Raw genomic sequence first — 16636 nt, 5'->3', positions numbered from 1 at the left:
ATCGAAGCGCCGTTTTGATTAGAGTTTGATATGGCGCGAGACCAGATCGATATGACGCCGCTGCAATCGCGCGACGAGCTCGTGGCGTGGTTCGAGGCCGGCTGCAAGGACCCGTCCGAATTCCGCATGGGCACCGAGCACGAGAAGACGCCGTTCACGCTCGAAGGTCACCGTCCGGTGCCGTACGAAGGCGCACGCGGCATCGGTGCGCTGCTTGACGGCATGAAGCTCCTGCTCGGCTGGGAGCCGATCATGGAGAAGGGCAACATCATCGGTCTCTATGACGTTACCGGAGGCGGGGCGATCTCGCTCGAGCCCGGCGGGCAGTTCGAGCTGTCAGGCGCGCCGGTCGAGAACGTGCACCAGACCCAGAGCGAGCTGATGGCGCATCTGGCGCAGGTGCGCGAGATCGCGACCCCGCTCGGCATCGGCTTCCTCGGCCTCGGCATGACGCCGTCCTGGTCGCGCGCCGACATCCCTGTGATGCCCAAGGGCCGCTACAAGATCATGACCAACTACATGCCGAAGGTCGGGCAATACGGCCTCGATATGATGTACCGGACCTGCACGGTGCAGACCAATCTCGACTTCTCCTCCGAAGCCGACATGGTCAAGAAGCTGCGCGTCTCGCTGGCGCTGCAGCCGGTCGCGACCGCCCTGTTCGCCAATTCGCCGTTCACCGAAGGCAAGCCGAACGGCTTCCTGTCGTTCCGTTCCGAGATCTGGCGTGACACCGACAATGCGCGGTCAGGCATGATGCCGTGGGCGTTCGAGGACGGCATGGGTTTCGAGCGCTATGTCGACTACGCGCTCGACGTGCCCATGTACTTCGTCAAGCGCGGCGACGAATATATCGACGTGTCGGGCTCCTCGTTCCGCGCTTTCTTCGACGGCCGCAACAACAATCTCCCCGGCGAGCGTCCGACATTGTCGGACTGGGCCAATCATCTCTCGACGATCTTTCCCGAGGTGCGGCTGAAGCGTTATCTCGAGATGCGCGGCTCCGACGGCGGCCCCTGGGGCCGGCTGCCGGCACTGCCGGCGTTCTGGGTGGGGCTGCTTTATGACGATGTGTCGCTCGATGCGGCCTGGGACATGGTGAAACACTGGACCGCACATGAGCGCCAGGCGCTGCGTGACGATGTGCCGCGCTTCGGCTTCAAGGCCCGGATCAAGGACCGTTATCTGTTCGAGATCGCCAAGGAATGCCTCGTATTGGCACATGCGGGCCTGCGTCGCCGCGGCCGCATCGACGCCATCGGCCGCGACGAAACCCGGCATCTGGAGCCGCTGGATCGCATCATCGATTCTGGCCGGACACCGGCCGAGGAGATGCTCGAGAAGTTCAACGGCGCCTGGAACGGCTCGGTGGAACCGGCCTACGCGGAATACGCGTTCTAGCTCTAGGCAAATAGGCCAACGACCAGGTTCTAGGCCGTTCATCGCCCGTACAGGTTTGCGGCGATCAAATGACCGGCCGAAAAACCTGAGCGCCGTCAATAACTCGAAAGCTGTTCCGATGGGGAAGGGCCGCCTGCCTGGGGCCGTCATGGCAAAGGTCATGATGGCAAGGGCTTTGGCTTGTGCCGTGGCCTGTGCCGCGCTGCTCGCGCTCGCCTTTGCGAGCGTCCCTGCGCGCGCCCAGACGGCGTTCGACCGTCCCGGCGGCGATTATTTCAGCACGCCGGTCACGTCGGGTGATCCCGAGGATTGCGCGCTGCTTTGTGAGCGTGATCGTCGCTGCCGCGCCTGGAGCTTCAGCTATCCTGATGTCGATGGAGCCGCGGCGGTGTGCTGGCTCAAGAATACCGTGCCGCCGCGACAGCCTGCCAATTGCTGCATCTCCGGGGTGCGCGGTGCCGGCGTGATCGAGCCGCGCGTCGAGGGCGTCGAGACCTCGATCGACCGCCCCGGCGGCGATTTGCGCAATTTCGACCTCAAGGAAGGCGAGGGCGAGGAGGCCTGCAAGGCCGCCTGTGTCGCCGACAACAAGTGCCGCGCCTTCACCTATGCCCGCCCCGGCTACACCGGGCGCGAGGCGCGCTGCTTCCTGAAAAAGGATATCAAGCCGCCACGGCGGAAGGCCGGGTTCACGTCGGGTGTGGTCAGGTAGGAAAGGTGTCGTGATTCCGTGGTGGGTCAGCCGAAGGCGTAACCCACCACTGTCTGTCTCCACGGAATCGAAGGTGGTGGATTGCGCTTCGCTAATCCACCCCACGGCAGCTCACTGCGCGGCAATCACTGTCAGCTCCGGCCATAGCGCCTTCCATCTCGCCGCCTTCGCCATGTAATTCGCCGCCGAGAAATTCGGGCCCGGATTGGGACGCGCAATCAGGCCTGCGACATCGTCAAGCCCGTGTGGTGCATAAACGACGAAGCCATCGTCCGCACGCCTCACGCCCACTTGCGTGTTCCGCGTCAGGAAACGGTCGATGCCGTCAGTCGCGCAGGACAGCGGCGGATAGGGCAGGGCATGCTTGGCCGGGTACCACAGGTGCACGCGGCCCTGGTTGCGCGTTTCGATCTTGACGCCGAGATGATCGAGCCGCGCTTGCAGCTTGCGGATCACCGCGTCCTCCGCGTCCCAGGAGGTATCGGGGTCGAAATAGAAGATGTCGTAATCGGCAATGCCGTGATCGACGGCGCGGCCCGTGAGCACGTTCCACACCGTTTGCACCAGGCATCCCGACACCAGCCACGCATCCGGCAGCGCGAGCCGATGAAGCTCGTCAAGGATCGCGACGTTGACCGGGTTCGTCAGCGCCATCGCGAGGAAGCGGGCCTCATCCATGAGTCAGTCACTTGCTTGCGCGCGCATCATAGTCCGCCCGCACCGCCTTCGATGCCAGCACGCGCCAGCGCCGCCGCAACAGCGGCTCCACGATCGCGCGCTTCGCCTCGGACAGGCGGATCAGCACGATCGGATAGTCTGCGTAATGATCGGTGAAATAAAAGATCTTCGGCTGGCTCTCGACCAGCATCGCGCGCTCGTCGATCGGCACGTCAGGCATCACCAGGCTGTCGCCATCCTCTTTCAGGCGCGCCAGCAACTTCTTGCGCACCTTCAGAGCTGATGTGCCGTAGGAGGTGCCGTCCTCGACCTCCGGCCACGTCAGCGCAAATTTTCTGACGTCGTCGAAGGTCATGAGCCCACTTCAGTGCACGGCAGTGAAGAACCGCGCGAGGCGGAAGCCGGAGAGCCAGGTCCAGACCGGCTGGCCGCGCATGCCGAGATCCCAGGAGCCGAGCACGGCATCGGCACGGCCGACCAGATTGTCGACCGGCAAAAGGCCGACGCCGCCGGAGCGCAGCGGCACGCGGCTATCGGCCGAATTGTCCCTGTTGTCGCCGAGCACGAACAGATGGCCGGGCGGCACTGTAACCTCGGGCGTGTTATCGAGCGGACCGTTATCGCGCATCTTGAAGATCAGATGCGAGACGCCGTTCGGCAGTGTCTCGACGTAACGGTAGGCCGGCTCGCTGCCGCCATTGTCGTCCTCGGCGGCACCAACGCCGTCGGGCTTCAATTCGGCGGGACGGTCGTTGATGAAGAGCTGCCCCTGTCGCATCTGGATGCGGTCGCCGGGAAGGCCGACGACGCGCTTGACCCAGGCCTGCGAGCGGTCGCCGGGCCAGCGGAACACGACGACGTCGCCTTGCTTCGGGGTTTCGGCGAAGACGCGGCCGGTTTCCGGCAGGTTGATCTGGATCGGCAGCGAGGAGGTGCCATAGCCATAGGGGAATTTCGAAGCGAGCAGCGCGTCGCCGATGAGCAGCGTCGGCTCCATCGAGCCCGACGGCACGTAGAACGGCTCAGCGAGCGCGCCCTTGGCGATGAAGACGGCGGCGACGATGCCGGCAAGCTGCATCAACTGGCCGGCCCAGCCGGAGCTCTTCCGCTTGGGAGCGGCAGTTACCTTCTCAACGCTCATGCGCCCGTTCCACCCACCGTAATGCGTTCCATCAGAAGCGACGGCTGGCCGACGCCGACGGGCACGCCCTGGCCGTTCTTGCCGCAGGTGCCGATGCCGGTATCGAGCGCGAGATCGTTGCCGATCATGCGGATGCGATGCAGGTCGGTCGGCCCGTTGCCGATCAGCATGGCGCCCTTGAGCGGCGCGCCCAGCTTGCCGTTCTCGATCTTGTAGGCCTCGGTGCACTGGAACACGTATTTGCCCGAGGTGATGTCGACCTGCCCGCCGCCGAAATTCGCGGCAAACACGCCGTTCTTCACCGACGCGAGAATTTCGGCCGGGTCGCGGTCGCCCGCGAGCATGTAGGTGTTGGTCATGCGCGGCATCGGCACATGGGCATAGCCCTGGCGACGGCCGTTGCCGGTCGGCTTCATGTTCATCAGCCGCGCATTCTGGCGGTCCTGCATGTAGCCGACCAGCATGCCGTCCTCGATCAGCACGGTGCGGTTGGTCGGCGTGCCCTCGTCGTCGATCGACAGCGAGCCACGCCGTGAGGCAATGGTGCCGTCGTCAACGACTGTGACGCCCTTGGCTGCAACCTGCTGGCCCATCAGGCCGGCAAACGCAGATGTCTTCTTGCGGTTGAAGTCGCCCTCGAGGCCGTGCCCGACCGCCTCGTGCAGCATCACGCCGGGCCAGCCCGCGCCCAACACGACGTCCATTTCGCCCGCGGGAGCGGGAATCGATTCCAGATTGACCAAGGCCTCGCGCAACGCGCCGTCAGCGGCATCGCGCCACGATTTGGTCTCGATGAACTCGGCATAGCCGGCGCGGCCGCCATAGCCCTTGCTGCCGCTCTCCTGGCGGTCGCCTTGCCCTGCGACGACGGAGATGTTGACGCGCACCAGCGGGCGGATGTCGCGATAGCTCTCGCCGTCGGGCCGCAGGATTTCGACCACCTGCCAGGTCGCGCCGAGACTGACGCTGACCTGCCGCACCCGCGGATCCTTGTCGCGCAGATAGGCGTCGATCTCGGCGAGCAGTTTTACCTTGGTCTCGAAGCCTGGTGCGTCCAGCGGGTTTTCATCGCCATAGAGGCGCACATTGGTGTGCGGAGGCGGCGCGGCAAAGCTGCCGGAATAGCCGCCGCGCACGGCCGCGACCGCATCGGCGGCGCGAATCAGCGCCGGCAGCGACACGTCGGAGGAGTGGGCGTAGCCCACGGCATCATCCTTGACGGCGCGTAAGCCAAAACCCTGCGAGGTGTCGTAGGTCGCCTGCTTCAGCCGCCCATTGTCGAACATCAGCGCTTCGGTCTGGCTGTATTCCAGGAACAATTCGCCGTCATCGGCACCGGAGAGCCCGCGCGCGACCTCGCTGCGAACCAGGTCGCGGTCGAGATTGGCGCGGTCGAGCAGGGAGGTTGTGGCAGGGTTGGTCATGCGTCCGTCCATTATCGGGGGATGTGAGGCAAGATAATGGTTTCGGACCGGTTCCGCGAGGGGGCCGTCACATTACGGAAACGACAGGATCTGAGCTGGACGTCGGCCCCCCCCCTGACGCAGGTGCTGCATCGGATGCCGATCAATGGTATGCTACCTGCATGAATTACCGGGATATCATCTCCATAGAACCCGGAAAGCGCGGAGGGCGGCCCTGCATCCGGCACATGCGGATTGCAGTAGCGGACGTGCTCGGCTGGCTGGCTGCTGGTCAGACTCATGCCCAAATTCTTGATGAGTTCCCCGAATTGACGGACGACGATATCCGCGCTTGCCTGGCCTATGCTGCTGACCGCGAGAGGCGATTGGTGACCGCGCCGATATGAAGCTGCTTTTCGATCAGAATCTCAGCATCGTGCGCTTTGGGAGTTCGCAAAGGCAAATGGCTTCGCGATCGTCACCCAAGATGTCGATTTTGCGGAGATGGCGAGCCTGCTGGGTTCTCCGCCCAAAGTGGTTTGGATTCGAACTGGCAATCAGACGACGGCGATGATTGCCGCTTTGCTTCGCCGACACGTGACGACGATTCAGTCCTTCGAGGCCGACGATAGCACCGTGTGCCTTGAGATTTACTAAGTCGGAGCAGCCCCTACGGCAGCTTGTCATAGCCCTCGGCGAGCCCGTTCAGGCTGAGCGGGAAGCCGATGCCTTCCTCGGGCGTCTCGAAGATGATGAAAGTGGCGGTCTTGGCGCTGCGGAGCTGGCCGAGCAGCTTGTCGTCCATGACGACCTCGGCGACGCAGCCATTGGGCAGGCAGCGGACGAAGCCGGCGCGGCCGACATCCTGGTTGTCGAGCTTCAGCCCGAGGCCGGAGGGCAGCAGCACGCCCAAGGGGGCGACCACGCGCATCAGGCGACTCTTCTGATCGGCGGTCTTCAGCACGATCACGGTGAGGCCGGCATTGGAGCGGTCTTCCGCCACCACGCTCTGGATCAGGGCGCATTGCTCGGCCTGGGCGCCCGGCGGGGTGTCGCAGCGGATCTGCCAGTCGCCATGAACGGAGCGCACCGCGCCCTGCGCATGGGCAAGGCCGGGTAAGGCAAGGAAAAGGCCAGCGACCAGAAGACAGATCAGCGCCGTGAGGCGGTCAGCCGGCCATAGGGCCGATCTTGGAGCCGATCTAGCCATGCATCTCGAAAGCCCCATCGGGGTCGGTCCCTCTGCTCGCTCGGGTCGTTCGCGCTGGAGGACTGATACGGGAATGACGGCGTCTTGAAGGCAATTCACAAGCAAATTCCGCGCCGCCTTGGCCGCCATTGCCGCCACGAATCAGGTTCCTGCGGGGCCCTGCGCCTGTGCCTACAGCGGGCAATCCGGCTGTCAAGCCGCGGCATCCCGGGAAACGGTATTTTTGTCTGATGTTACTAGGAAATATCTTGCGGGTGATCGCTGACAGAGGGGCCTTAAGACTGCATTGCGATAGATCAAGAATTATGGTTTGAGAGGCTTGATTTCGGCGTTCTAGCGATCTGGCCCCAATTCCTCTTAGAGGTATTCTTGCGCGGCGGTTTGTCAGACGGGCGGATCGAATAAGCGTTCCCCAAAAATAGGGGAATGCACCTGGGGTGATTTCGTTAGGGGAGCGCGAACGGCATGAGGATGTCGATGAGTCGGGTGGGCCGTCATTTGCTGGGAATGGCCACCATCGCCGTGGTGGCGGCTGGCATCATGCTGGCGACGGGCGGCGCGGCATTCGCCGAGCTCGGGCAGCCCGAGCCGTGGGAATGGCATCTGCAAGGCTCTGGCTCCCCGGTGATGGACAACATCGTCTGGTTCCATAACTTCTTGTCTGTGCTGATCATCGTGATCACGCTGTTCGTGCTGGCGCTGCTGGTGATCGTGGTGGTGAAGTTCAACGCGAAGGCCAATCCGGTGCCGTCGCGGACCACCCACAACACGCTGATCGAGGTGGTGTGGACCCTGGTGCCGGTGCTGATCCTGGTCGGCATCGCGGTGCCGTCGTTCCGCCTGCTGTTCCTCGAGCTCGACGTGCCGAAGGCGGACCTGACGATCAAGGCGACCGGCAAGCAGTGGTACTGGTCCTACGCCTACCCCGATAACGGCAAGTTCGAGTTCGACTCGCTGTTGGCCCAGGACAAGCAGCCCCGTCTGCTCGGCGTCGACAACGAGATGGTGGTGCCGGTCAACAAGGTGATTCGTGTCCAGGTCACCGGCGCCGACGTCATCCACGCCTTCGCGCTGCCGGCCTTCGGCGTCAAGATCGACGCCATTCCGGGGCGGCTGAACGAAACCTGGTTCAAGGCCACCAAGACAGGCATGTTCTACGGCCAGTGCTCGGAGCTTTGCGGCAAGGACCACGCCTTCATGCCGATCGCGATTCGCGTGGTGAACGACCAGGAATTCGCTTCCTGGGTTGAATCGGCGAAGAAGAAGTTTGCGAGCGGCGACACCAGCACCTTCGCCTCGGCAGCCGGCCCGACGCAATAAGCGCCGGGCGACGGCTCAGAGGGACTGAAAGCGACATAAAGGGCGGGACCTCCAAGGTCCGAACGGGACGCAAGGCAGGATTTGAAAATGGCAACCAGCGCAGCGGCACACGGCGATCACGCGCAAGACCACGGACATGACCACGAGCACGCCCATCCGACCGGATGGCGTCGCTACGTCTATTCGACGAACCACAAGGACATCGGCACGATGTACCTGATCTTCGCGGTCATCGCGGGCATCATCGGGGCCGCGATGTCGATCGCGATCCGTGCCGAGTTGATGTTCCCGGGCGTCCAGATATTCCACGAAACGCACACCTATAACGTATTCGTGACCTCGCACGGCCTGATCATGATCTTCTTCATGGTCATGCCCGCAATGATCGGCGGCTTCGGCAACTGGTTCGTGCCGCTGATGATCGGCGCGCCCGACATGGCGTTCCCGCGCATGAACAACATCTCGTTCTGGCTGCTGCCGGCTTCCTTCGCGCTGCTGCTGATGTCGAGCTTCGTCGAGGGCGAGCCCGGTGCCAATGGCGTCGGCGCCGGCTGGACCATGTACGTGCCGCTGTCGGCCTCGGGCCACCCGGGCCCGGCCGTCGACTTCGCGATCCTTTCGCTGCATCTGGCGGGCGCCTCGTCGATCCTCGGCGCCATCAACTTCATCACCACGATTTTCAACATGCGCGCGCCGGGCATGACCCTGCACAAGATGCCGCTGTTCGTGTGGTCGATCCTGGTGACGGTGTTCCTGCTGCTGCTGTCGCTGCCGGTGCTTGCCGGCGCGATCACCATGCTGCTCACCGACCGTAACTTCGGCACCACCTTCTTCAACCCCGAGGGCGGTGGCGATCCGGTGCTGTTCCAGCATCTGTTCTGGTTCTTCGGTCACCCCGAGGTGTACATCCTGATCCTGCCCGGCTTCGGCATGATCAGCCAGATCGTCTCGACCTTCTCGCGCAAGCCCGTGTTCGGCTATCTCGGCATGGCCTACGCCATGGTCGCGATCGGCGGCATCGGCTTCGTGGTGTGGGCGCACCACATGTACACAGTCGGCATGTCCTCGGCGACGCAGGCCTACTTCGTTGCCGCCACGATGGTGATCGCGGTTCCGACCGGCGTGAAGATCTTCTCCTGGATCGCCACGATGTGGGGCGGCTCGATCGAGTTCCGCGCTCCGATGATCTGGGCCGTGGGCTTCATCTTCCTGTTTACGGTCGGCGGCGTCACCGGCGTCGTGCTGGCGAACGCGGGCGTCGATCGCGTGCTGCAGGAGACCTACTACGTCGTCGCGCACTTCCACTACGTGCTGTCGCTCGGCGCCGTGTTCGCGATCTTCGCCGGCTGGTACTACTGGTTCCCGAAGATGACGGGCTACATGTACAACGAGACGATCGCGAAGGCGCACTTCTGGTTCACCTTCGTTGGCGTCAACCTGGTGTTCTTCCCGCAGCACTTCCTCGGCCTGTCGGGCATGCCGCGCCGCTACGTCGACTATCCGGATGCGTTTGCTGGCTGGAACCTGATCTCGTCGATCGGCTCCTACATCTCGGGCTTCGGCGTGCTGATCTTCCTCTACTGCGTGTTCGACGCCTTCATGAAGAAGGTCCCGGCGGGCGACAATCCCTGGGGCGCCGGCGCAACCACGCTGGAATGGACGCTGCCCTCGCCGCCGCCCTTCCACCAGTTCGAAGTGCTGCCCCGCGTGCAGTAAGCAACCCGACTCCCGCGGCGCCCGTGACGGGCGCCGCGGCTCTACAACGAAACGAGTAGGTTTAAGTGTCCGTCCTCGATCACAACGCCATCGACATCAATCCCCGCATCTCCGAGGCCGAGGTTGGTGACTACCTCGCGCTGCTCAAGCCGCGAGTGATGTCGCTCGTGATCTTCACCGCGCTGGTGGGGATGGCGATGGCGCCGGGACATTTCCACTGGGTGCTCGCGATCACCTCGCTGCTCTGCATCGCCGTCGGAGCCGGCGCCTCCGGCGCACTCAACATGGCGCTCGAGGGCGATATCGACGCGAAGATGTCGCGCACCGCGAACCGTCCGATCCCGCGCGGCCGTGTCACCCGGCCCGAGGCGATGGCGTTCGGCATGACGCTCGCTTTCTTCTCGGTGATGACGCTCGGCATCCTCGTCAACTGGATCGCAGGCGCGCTGCTCGCCTTCACCATCTTCTTCTACGTCGTCATCTACACGATGGGCCTGAAGCGCTGGACCGCGCAGAACATCGTGATCGGCGGCGCCGCCGGCGCGCTGCCGCCGGTGGTGGCCTGGGCCTCCGTCACCGGCACGGTCGACGTCGAGCCGCTGCTGCTGTTCGCCATCATCTTCTTCTGGACGCCGCCGCACTTCTGGGCGCTGGCGCTGTTTCGTTCCGACGACTATGCCCGCGCCGGCATTCCGATGCTGCCCAATGTCGCCGGTCCGGACGCGACCCGCCTCCAGATCCTGCTCTACACCATCGTGCTGATTGCGGTGGCTGCGGCACCCTGGGCGCTCGGCTATTTCGACGCCGTCTACGGCATTGTCTCGCTGATCCTTGGCGCCGGCATGCTGGTGCTCGCGATCAACGTCTATATGCGCCGCGAGCGCAGCCAGTCGCTGCGCGCGACGCGAAAGCTGTTCGCCTTCTCGATCCTGTACCTGTTCGCGCTGTTCGCGACCTTGCTGGCCGAGGTCGTGTTCCGGGCGCTTGCTGCAATGGTTGGGGGCGCATGAGGCAGGAATGGCTGACAAACCCGAGCCAGATGGAATCGTCCTCACCGAGGCGCAGAAGAAGAGCCGTCGTCAGCGCTCCATTGCAATCGCTTTGGCGCTCGGCGTGCTCGTCATCCTTTTCTTCGCCGTCACCATGGTCAAGGGACCGGCGGTTCTAGTTCGGCCGCTGTAGGGGAAGATGGATCAGAAGCCGACCATATCTCAGGACGAGCGCCGAACGGCCAAGACGGGCCGTTCGGGTGGCGTGGGCCGCGACGTGCTGGTCGCCTCGATCTGCGGCGGCGTGGTCGCGTTGATGATCGGCGCGTCCTACGCCGCAGTGCCGTTCTACAACTGGTTCTGCCGCGCCACCGGCTTCAACGGCACGACGCAAGTCGCGACCTCGGCGCCCGCCAGCGGCCCGATCGCCCGCAAGATCGCCGTGCGCTTCGATGCCAACGTCGCGCCCGGCCTGCCCTGGAAGTTCGAGCCCGAGCAGACCGAAATCGAGGTCAATATCGGCCAGGTCACGACCATCTATTACACCGTCACCAACCAGGCCGCGCGCACCACCTCAGGGCAGGCCGCCTACAATGTCGCGCCGCTGACGGTCGGGTCCTATTTCGAGAAGATCAATTGCTTTTGCTTCACCGAGCAGACCATGGCGCCCGGCGAGAAGCGCGAGATGCCTGTGGTGTTCTATGTCGATCCGTCGATCGTGAATGACCACGACAATGACGGGCTCAGCACCATCACGCTGTCCTACACGTTCTATGCGGTGAAGGATCCGGTGGTGAAGCCGCTCGCATCCGGCGATGACGACAAGCGCAAGGGAAATCTCCAGCCGCCGGGTTGACGCTCCGGGGTTGGACTAAGGGGATAAGTGCCTGATAGGCACGGGATTGAGGAGACAGACCGCAATGGCTACCGCGCAAGGCAAGCATCACGACTACCATCTGGTCGATCCGTCTCCGTGGCCGGTGGTCGGCTCCATCTCGGCCTTCATCATGGCGGTCGGCGCGATCTCCTGGATGCACCACATGTTCTCGGCCGCGCCGATCGTGTTCGGTGTCGGCACCGTCGGCGTGCTCTACACCATGGCGAGCTGGTGGGGCGACGTGATCAAGGAAGCCCAGTACAAGGGCGACCACACCCGCGTCGTGCAGTTGCATCACCGTTACGGCATGATCCTGTTCATCGCCTCCGAGGTGATGTTCTTCGTCGCCTGGTTCTGGGCCTATTTCAACGCCGCGCTGTTCCCGGCCGATGCCGTCCACGCCACCCGGGACGCGATCTTCGGCTGCGGCCTCGGCACGGCTGCCGGCGCCTGCGCGGTGCCGGGCACCTGGCCGCCCCATGGCATCGAGACCTTCGATCCCTGGCATTTGCCGCTGCTCAACACGCTGATCCTGCTGACCTCGGGCACCACGGTCACCTGGGCGCATCACGCCCTGCTCGAGAACGATCGCCAGGGCCTGAAGTATGGCCTGATCCTCACCATCCTGCTGGGCGCGACCTTCACCTGCGTGCAGGCCTACGAGTACAGCCACGCGGCGTTCTCCTTCGCCGGCAACGTCTACGGCGCGACCTTCTTCATGGCGACCGGCTTCCACGGCTTCCACGTGCTGGTCGGTACCATCTTCCTGATCGTGTGCCTGGCACGCGCCTATGCCGGCCACTTCACGCCCAAGCAGCACCTCGGCTTCGAGTTCGCCGCGTGGTACTGGCATTTCGTCGACGTGGTCTGGCTGTTCCTGTTCCTGTGTATCTATGTCTGGGGACACGGCGCCGAGACCATGGCCCACGGCGCGCACTGAGCCGTAACGGATCAATCTGCAAAGGGCGGCCGCAGGGCCGCCCTTTCGTTTTCGCGCTACCGGGATCCCGCGGGGATCTTGGCCGAAACTGTGCTAGGCTTGGGTGTGATGAACGAAACCACCGAGACGCCACAGACCCAGCCCACCGTGCTGCAAAGCGCGCTGCGCGGGCTCGCCTGCAAATGCCCGCGCTGCGGCGAGGGCAAGCTCTATGCGGGCTTCCTGACGCTGGCGCCCTCCTGCAACCGCTGCGGCCTCGACTACGCCTTCATCGACGCCGGCGACGGTCCGGCGATCTTCATCATCATGCTGGCCGGCGCGATCGTGGTCGGCTGCGCGCTCGTCGTCGAGGCCAAGTATCAGCCGCCATTCTGGCTGCACGCGGTGCTTTGGTTGCCCCTGATCCTCGCCACCACGCTGCTGCCGTTACGCTCGATGAAGTCCCTCCTGATCGCGCTGCAATTCCATCACAAGGCGGCACCCGGCCGGCTGATCGACCGCGCGAAATGAACGAGACTTCGAGCAAGCCCGGCGTGACCGGCTTCATGCTGTTCACGCTTTTGCTGACCGCGGCTTTCGTCGCGCTCGGAATCTGGCAATTGCAGCGCCGCACCGCCAAGCACGAGCTGATCGCCGCGCTCACGGAGCGCCTCGCGGCAGCACCCGTTGCGCTGCCGCCGCCCCAGCAATGGGCCGCGCTGACCCCTGCGCGCGACGAGTTTCGCCGCGTCAGCTTCACCGCGACCTATGCGCCCCTGCCGGACGCGATGGTCTATTCGTCCGGCTCCGCGGTGCGCAAGGACGCATCAACGCCCGGCACCTGGGCGTTCCTGCCGGCCCGGCTGCCGGGCGGGGAGATCGTGGTGATCGATACGGGCTTCGTCGAGAACACGATGCAGGAGCGCAGCGTCGAGGATCGCGCGGTGCAGAAGCTGGTTACCGGCACGCCCGTCGCGCTCACCGGCTATCTCCGATTCCCGGAAGAGGCCGGATGGCTGACGCCGGCCGAGAATCGCGTCAAGCGGTTGTGGTTCGTACGCGATCATCTGGCGATCGCCGGCGCCCTGGGCTGGGGCACGACTGCGCCGTTCTACGTCGATCTCGAGCAGCCGGTGCCGGCGAACGGCATTCCGCGTCCGGGACCGCTCGACGTGCATCTGAAGGACGATCATCTGCAATATGCCATCACCTGGTTCACCCTGGCGGGCGCCGTGCTGATCGCCTTTGCCGTCTGGGCGAGGGGACGGCGACAGAGCAGCGCGGGTCCGTAGGTTTCCGGTGGGAACCCGCAATCGCCCGGGCTTTATTATTCAGCGCATATTCACGAGGGTGACCTTAAGCCGCCTCCAGGTTTTTTCCGCGGCAAACAGGATTGCTGGCGTTGAGCGATTTCGATCAGATGGGACTTGTCGTCGATTGGGTGGATGCCTGCCGCAAGGGCGACCTCGCGACGCTGCTCGACCTCTATGCCGACGATGCCGAGCTGGAATGCACGTGCAACGGCACGCGGCGTTATCGCGGCCGCCGCGAGATCGAAACCTACTGGGGACCGAAGCTGAGCGCCTTTTCCTCGGCGGGCTTCGGCCTGGAGGAAATCCACCCGGCCCAGAACGGCATCGATCTCGAATATTCGGTTGCGGGCGCGCTGCGCATTCGCGCATCGTTTCGTTTCAGTGCGGAAGGCAAGATCCACAGCACGCTATGCGAGCCGGCGCAGCAGGACTCGCACGATTGCGGCGTGTGCTAGTCTAGATCGGCTCGCCCCTCATCTCCTCCAGTGGAAGGCGGCAGCGCACATAGGTGCGTTCGTCCGCACGCAGCAGTGACAGCGAGCCGCTGAGCGCGCGCACGCGCTCGTGCATGCCGGTCAGGCCGCGGCCGAAGACATTGTCGGCGGGAAAGCCGCCTCCGTCATCGGAGACTTCGATGGTGAGGGCATCGCCTGATATCGTCGCCTCCACATGGGCATTGCCCGCTCCGGCGTGGCGCAGCACGTTGGTCAACGCCTCCTGGATCACGCGGTAGACGGTCTGGGCCAGTGGCCCGCTGATCCCGTTGAGATCAGGATCGATCGTTGCGGTGAGGCCGATATGCGGCGCCTGCGCGCGGAAATTACGGAGCAGCGTCCGCAGGCTGGCCTCGAGCCCCAGCTCCTCGATGTAGAGCGGCCGCAACCGGTCGAGGATGCGGCGGTTGGTCTGCTGCAGCGCCTCGATGGATCGCATCACCTCCTGCACGGAGTTGCCGAGATGTCCCGTCTGCGGCGAGGCTTCGCTCAATGCGATCGTGCCGGCACGGATGCTGAACAGCAGCGGGCCAAGCTCGTCGTGCAGCTCGCGGGCGAGATCGCGCCGCTCATCATCCTGGAGCGACACCAGGCGATGCAACAGCTCGCGATTGTGCTGGCTCAATTGCGCGAGCGTCGCGGCAAGGGCATTGGCCTCCTCACAGCTCTGCCGGATTTCCGGCGGCCCCGCGACCGGGATCGGCGTCGCATAATCGCCGCGCCGTATGCGCGTCAGGCCTGCGCCGAGATCCTGCAGCGGCCGCAGCGCGGATCTCGCGAATAGATAGGCGATCGTTCCGGTCAACACCATCAGCACGGCGATGAGGCTCGTCAGGGCCAGAAGGCCGACCCATTTCTCGAACAGATCAGCCGTCATGTCGGGCACGAACACGATGTCGCCAACGCGTCTGCCGTCGATGATCACGGGAGATGCCGCGTCGATATCCGGGATGGCGATCAGGTTCACGAACCATTGCGGCACGCCATGCACGCCATGCAGGCCGTCCCTCACGGAAGGCGCGGGACCCGCCTCCGCAGGGCGGAATTGGATGTCATTGGAGGTGCCCAATGAGCCGACGAATGCATCGAGCAGCTTGCGCGGATTGTCTGACGCGCTCAGGGTGCTGTTGAGTGCGACAGCGATGGTCCGGACTGAGCGTCGACCAGGTTCGTTCTCGTCGGCCAGCTGGCTGGCCGAGAAGTTCTGGAGCAACACGCCCCCCATGGCCAGCGCGGCGACAAAGCTCACGCCGAGCGGGAGGAACAATTGGGTTCTAAATGGAAGTCGTTGCCACATTAGGTCAATTCTAACGCGCATTGGCGGGATTCTCTCTTTCCATTTGTTCCCGCCAGTCTATGAGTCGCCAAAACAAGAGAGTGCGCGATGCAAGATACAACCAAGCTGGCGACCCGGGTCCTGATCGTCGACGACCACCCCGTTGTGCTGTCAGGTTGTCGCACCCTGTTTGCCTCCGACCATTCGATCCGCATCGATGAGGCGAGCGACGCCAAATCCGGACACAAGGCCTATATCAGCAAGCGGCCGGACGTCACGGTCATCGACATCAGCCTGCCTGACGTCTCGGGCTTCGAGCTGATGCGCCGGATCCGCAAGGACGATCCGGACGCCAAGATCATCATGTTCAGCATGAATGACGATCCTGCCTTCGTGGTGCGCGCGGTGGAGCTCGGGGCGCAGGGCTATGTCTCCAAGGGCGACGATCCCCGGATCCTGCTGAAGGCCGTGCGCAAGGTGGTCGCGGGCGACAATTTCATCTCGCCTCAGCTCGCTGAGGCCGTGACCTTCTCGGGTGCTGCGATCAAGGCGAACCCGGCCTCGCAAATGACGCCGCGGGAGCTCGAAATTCTCCGCCTGCTCGGCCGCGGCAACAAGATCGTCGAAGTCGCCGAGGCCCTCGGTATCTCCTACAAGACCGTCGCCAACACCACCTCCCTGCTCAAGCAGAAGCTGGGAGCCAAGAACCATTCCGACTTGATCCGGATCGCGGTGGAAATCGGCATGAACTGACCCGCCAGGGACTGAGCCGGCTGCTCCAGGATGCAGCCGGCTCAGTCGGCGGGCCGGCCTGTCGCGCGTCCGGGCAATGGTGGACGACGGCGGAGACCTTCCGCCGACATAATGGGGCGGCCGGGCGTTCGTTCCTCGTTCGTGCGCAGCGTCGGGAAAAAGAGGCAATGGTGCCAGGCACCGGGCGCCGCGATCGCCGACGCTGCGCCCGGGCTTATCGGGAAAAACTGGAACATTTGGTGTCGCACGCCGTTTTTCTCCTTGACGATTCCGTGACAGGAAACGATAGCTCGAACCAGCGATTTTCGGGGCAGACGGCCTCGCGACGAAAACCGGGTCTGCACACATCAACGACAGACCTTCCAAGAGAAGGGCTGCGGCATCGCCGCAGCCCTTTTTCGTTGGGCATGGTGCGGCCCTGCAAAACACTCTAT

The 16636-nt window shown here is 64.0% G+C and carries 20 protein-coding genes; 14 read left to right on the top strand and 6 right to left on the bottom strand.

Features of this window, described 5'->3' with window-relative positions; all coding sequences use genetic code 11:
• Positions 1-30: 30 nt before the first annotated feature.
• The gene (locus XH91_RS32405) at positions 31-1401 is read left to right on the top strand and encodes a glutamate--cysteine ligase (RefSeq protein ID WP_128954370.1); all 1371 of its coding nucleotides are present in this window, start codon (positions 31-33) and stop codon (positions 1399-1401) included.
• A 118-nt stretch (positions 1402-1519) separates the two neighbouring features.
• Complete coding sequence (locus XH91_RS32400) at positions 1520-2113, top strand: PAN domain-containing protein (protein WP_128954369.1); 594 nt, start codon at positions 1520-1522, stop codon at positions 2111-2113.
• 111 nt (positions 2114-2224) lie between these two features.
• Here the strand turns inward: XH91_RS32400 and XH91_RS32395 are convergent, their stop codons facing one another.
• Genes XH91_RS32395 through tldD form a run of 4 tightly spaced genes read right to left on the bottom strand, consistent with a single transcriptional unit; the run spans position 2225 to position 5356 of the window.
• Positions 2225-2791 carry a nucleotidyltransferase family protein gene (locus XH91_RS32395; RefSeq protein ID WP_128954368.1) on the bottom strand — a complete coding sequence of 189 codons (567 nt, stop codon included), beginning with the start codon at positions 2789-2791 and terminating at the stop codon, positions 2225-2227.
• A gap of 7 nt (positions 2792-2798) precedes the next feature.
• Complete coding sequence (locus XH91_RS32390) at positions 2799-3146, bottom strand: MmcQ/YjbR family DNA-binding protein (protein ID WP_128954367.1); 348 nt, start codon at positions 3144-3146, stop codon at positions 2799-2801.
• A 9-nt stretch (positions 3147-3155) separates the two neighbouring features.
• Positions 3156-3932, bottom strand: coding sequence for a signal peptidase I (gene lepB, locus XH91_RS32385; protein ID WP_128954366.1), 777 nt, complete (start codon positions 3930-3932; stop codon positions 3156-3158).
• Positions 3929-5356 (bottom strand): metalloprotease TldD, encoded by a 1428-nt coding sequence (gene tldD / locus XH91_RS32380; RefSeq protein ID WP_128954365.1) that lies wholly within the window; start codon positions 5354-5356, stop codon positions 3929-3931. The genes lepB and tldD overlap by 4 nt, the downstream gene beginning before the upstream one ends.
• Positions 5357-5517: 161 nt before the next feature.
• On the opposite strand from tldD, the gene XH91_RS32375 reads away from it, so the two are divergent.
• A complete protein-coding gene (locus tag XH91_RS32375; RefSeq protein ID WP_128954364.1) occupies positions 5518-5742 on the top strand; it encodes a DUF433 domain-containing protein in 225 nt (74 codons plus the stop codon).
• Between the two features lie 67 nt (positions 5743-5809).
• Positions 5810-5992, top strand: a complete 183-nt coding sequence (locus XH91_RS40150) for a DUF5615 family PIN-like protein (protein ID WP_164933572.1) — start codon at positions 5810-5812, stop codon at positions 5990-5992.
• A gap of 13 nt (positions 5993-6005) precedes the next feature.
• Here the strand turns inward: XH91_RS40150 and XH91_RS32365 are convergent, their stop codons facing one another.
• Positions 6006-6563, bottom strand: a complete 558-nt coding sequence (locus XH91_RS32365; RefSeq protein WP_164938315.1) for an invasion associated locus B family protein — start codon at positions 6561-6563, stop codon at positions 6006-6008.
• Positions 6564-7010: 447 nt separating this feature from the next.
• Here XH91_RS32365 and coxB point away from each other — a divergent pair, with 447 nt between their 5' ends.
• The 9 genes from coxB (at position 7011) to XH91_RS32320 (ending at position 14134) form a co-directional block, all read left to right on the top strand.
• Positions 7011-7865 (top strand): cytochrome c oxidase subunit II, encoded by an 855-nt coding sequence (gene coxB, locus XH91_RS32360; protein ID WP_128954362.1) that lies wholly within the window; start codon positions 7011-7013, stop codon positions 7863-7865.
• An 87-nt stretch (positions 7866-7952) separates the two neighbouring features.
• Positions 7953-9581 carry a cytochrome c oxidase subunit I gene (gene ctaD / locus XH91_RS32355; protein ID WP_128954361.1) on the top strand — a complete coding sequence of 543 codons (1629 nt, stop codon included), beginning with the start codon at positions 7953-7955 and terminating at the stop codon, positions 9579-9581.
• A gap of 65 nt (positions 9582-9646) precedes the next feature.
• Complete coding sequence (locus tag XH91_RS32350) at positions 9647-10591, top strand: heme o synthase (protein WP_128954360.1); 945 nt, start codon at positions 9647-9649, stop codon at positions 10589-10591.
• A 7-nt stretch (positions 10592-10598) separates the two neighbouring features.
• Positions 10599-10763 carry a CoxF protein gene (locus XH91_RS32345; protein ID WP_128954359.1) on the top strand — a complete coding sequence of 55 codons (165 nt, stop codon included), beginning with the start codon at positions 10599-10601 and terminating at the stop codon, positions 10761-10763.
• 6 nt (positions 10764-10769) lie between these two features.
• The gene (locus XH91_RS32340) at positions 10770-11426 is read left to right on the top strand and encodes a cytochrome c oxidase assembly protein (RefSeq protein WP_128954358.1); all 657 of its coding nucleotides are present in this window, start codon (positions 10770-10772) and stop codon (positions 11424-11426) included.
• Positions 11427-11490: 64 nt separating this feature from the next.
• Complete coding sequence (locus XH91_RS32335) at positions 11491-12387, top strand: cytochrome c oxidase subunit 3 (RefSeq protein ID WP_128954357.1); 897 nt, start codon at positions 11491-11493, stop codon at positions 12385-12387.
• 108 nt (positions 12388-12495) lie between these two features.
• Entirely contained in the window at positions 12496-12897 is a 402-nt protein-coding gene (locus XH91_RS32330; RefSeq protein ID WP_128954356.1) for a DUF983 domain-containing protein, read from the top strand.
• On the top strand, positions 12894-13658 hold the full coding sequence (locus tag XH91_RS32325) for an SURF1 family protein (RefSeq protein WP_128954355.1): 765 nt from the start codon (positions 12894-12896) through the stop codon (positions 13656-13658). The genes XH91_RS32330 and XH91_RS32325 overlap by 4 nt, the downstream gene beginning before the upstream one ends.
• A 110-nt stretch (positions 13659-13768) precedes the next feature.
• The gene (locus XH91_RS32320; RefSeq protein ID WP_128954354.1) at positions 13769-14134 is read left to right on the top strand and encodes a nuclear transport factor 2 family protein; all 366 of its coding nucleotides are present in this window, start codon (positions 13769-13771) and stop codon (positions 14132-14134) included.
• 1 nt (position 14135) lies between these two features.
• Here the strand turns inward: XH91_RS32320 and XH91_RS32315 are convergent, their stop codons facing one another.
• A complete protein-coding gene (locus XH91_RS32315; protein ID WP_128954353.1) occupies positions 14136-15470 on the bottom strand; it encodes an ATP-binding protein in 1335 nt (444 codons plus the stop codon).
• An 87-nt stretch (positions 15471-15557) separates the two neighbouring features.
• Between XH91_RS32315 and XH91_RS32310 the strand changes: the two genes are divergently transcribed.
• Positions 15558-16202, top strand: coding sequence for a response regulator transcription factor (locus XH91_RS32310; protein ID WP_128954352.1), 645 nt, complete (start codon positions 15558-15560; stop codon positions 16200-16202).
• Positions 16203-16636 lie beyond the last annotated feature (434 nt).

The organism is Bradyrhizobium guangzhouense, assembly GCF_004114955.1.
Lineage (GTDB): Bacteria > Pseudomonadota > Alphaproteobacteria > Rhizobiales > Xanthobacteraceae > Bradyrhizobium > Bradyrhizobium guangzhouense.
The sequence above is the reverse complement of the archived record's forward strand: the minus strand, read 5'-3'. Positions and strand labels throughout refer to the sequence as shown.

Coding starts and splice junctions, on each gene's coding strand:
- ctaD (WP_128954361.1), top strand. CDS start 7,953: ATGGCAACCAGCGCAGCGGCACACGGCGATCACGCGCAAGACCACGGA.
- XH91_RS32325 (WP_128954355.1), top strand. CDS start 12,894: ATGAACGAGACTTCGAGCAAGCCCGGCGTGACCGGCTTCATGCTGTTC.
- XH91_RS32345 (WP_128954359.1), top strand. CDS start 10,599: ATGGCTGACAAACCCGAGCCAGATGGAATCGTCCTCACCGAGGCGCAG.
- XH91_RS32400 (WP_128954369.1), top strand. CDS start 1,520: ATGGGGAAGGGCCGCCTGCCTGGGGCCGTCATGGCAAAGGTCATGATG.
- XH91_RS32335 (WP_128954357.1), top strand. CDS start 11,491: ATGGCTACCGCGCAAGGCAAGCATCACGACTACCATCTGGTCGATCCG.
- XH91_RS32330 (WP_128954356.1), top strand. CDS start 12,496: ATGAACGAAACCACCGAGACGCCACAGACCCAGCCCACCGTGCTGCAA.
- XH91_RS32315 (WP_128954353.1), bottom strand. CDS start 15,470: ATGTGGCAACGACTTCCATTTAGAACCCAATTGTTCCTCCCGCTCGGC.
- coxB (WP_128954362.1), top strand. CDS start 7,011: ATGAGGATGTCGATGAGTCGGGTGGGCCGTCATTTGCTGGGAATGGCC.
- XH91_RS32395 (WP_128954368.1), bottom strand. CDS start 2,791: ATGGATGAGGCCCGCTTCCTCGCGATGGCGCTGACGAACCCGGTCAAC.
- XH91_RS32405 (WP_128954370.1), top strand. CDS start 31: ATGGCGCGAGACCAGATCGATATGACGCCGCTGCAATCGCGCGACGAG.
- XH91_RS32310 (WP_128954352.1), top strand. CDS start 15,558: ATGCAAGATACAACCAAGCTGGCGACCCGGGTCCTGATCGTCGACGAC.
- lepB (WP_128954366.1), bottom strand. CDS start 3,932: ATGAGCGTTGAGAAGGTAACTGCCGCTCCCAAGCGGAAGAGCTCCGGC.
- tldD (WP_128954365.1), bottom strand. CDS start 5,356: ATGACCAACCCTGCCACAACCTCCCTGCTCGACCGCGCCAATCTCGAC.
- XH91_RS32375 (WP_128954364.1), top strand. CDS start 5,518: ATGAATTACCGGGATATCATCTCCATAGAACCCGGAAAGCGCGGAGGG.
- XH91_RS32365 (WP_164938315.1), bottom strand. CDS start 6,563: ATGGGGCTTTCGAGATGCATGGCTAGATCGGCTCCAAGATCGGCCCTA.
- XH91_RS32340 (WP_128954358.1), top strand. CDS start 10,770: ATGGATCAGAAGCCGACCATATCTCAGGACGAGCGCCGAACGGCCAAG.
- XH91_RS32390 (WP_128954367.1), bottom strand. CDS start 3,146: ATGACCTTCGACGACGTCAGAAAATTTGCGCTGACGTGGCCGGAGGTC.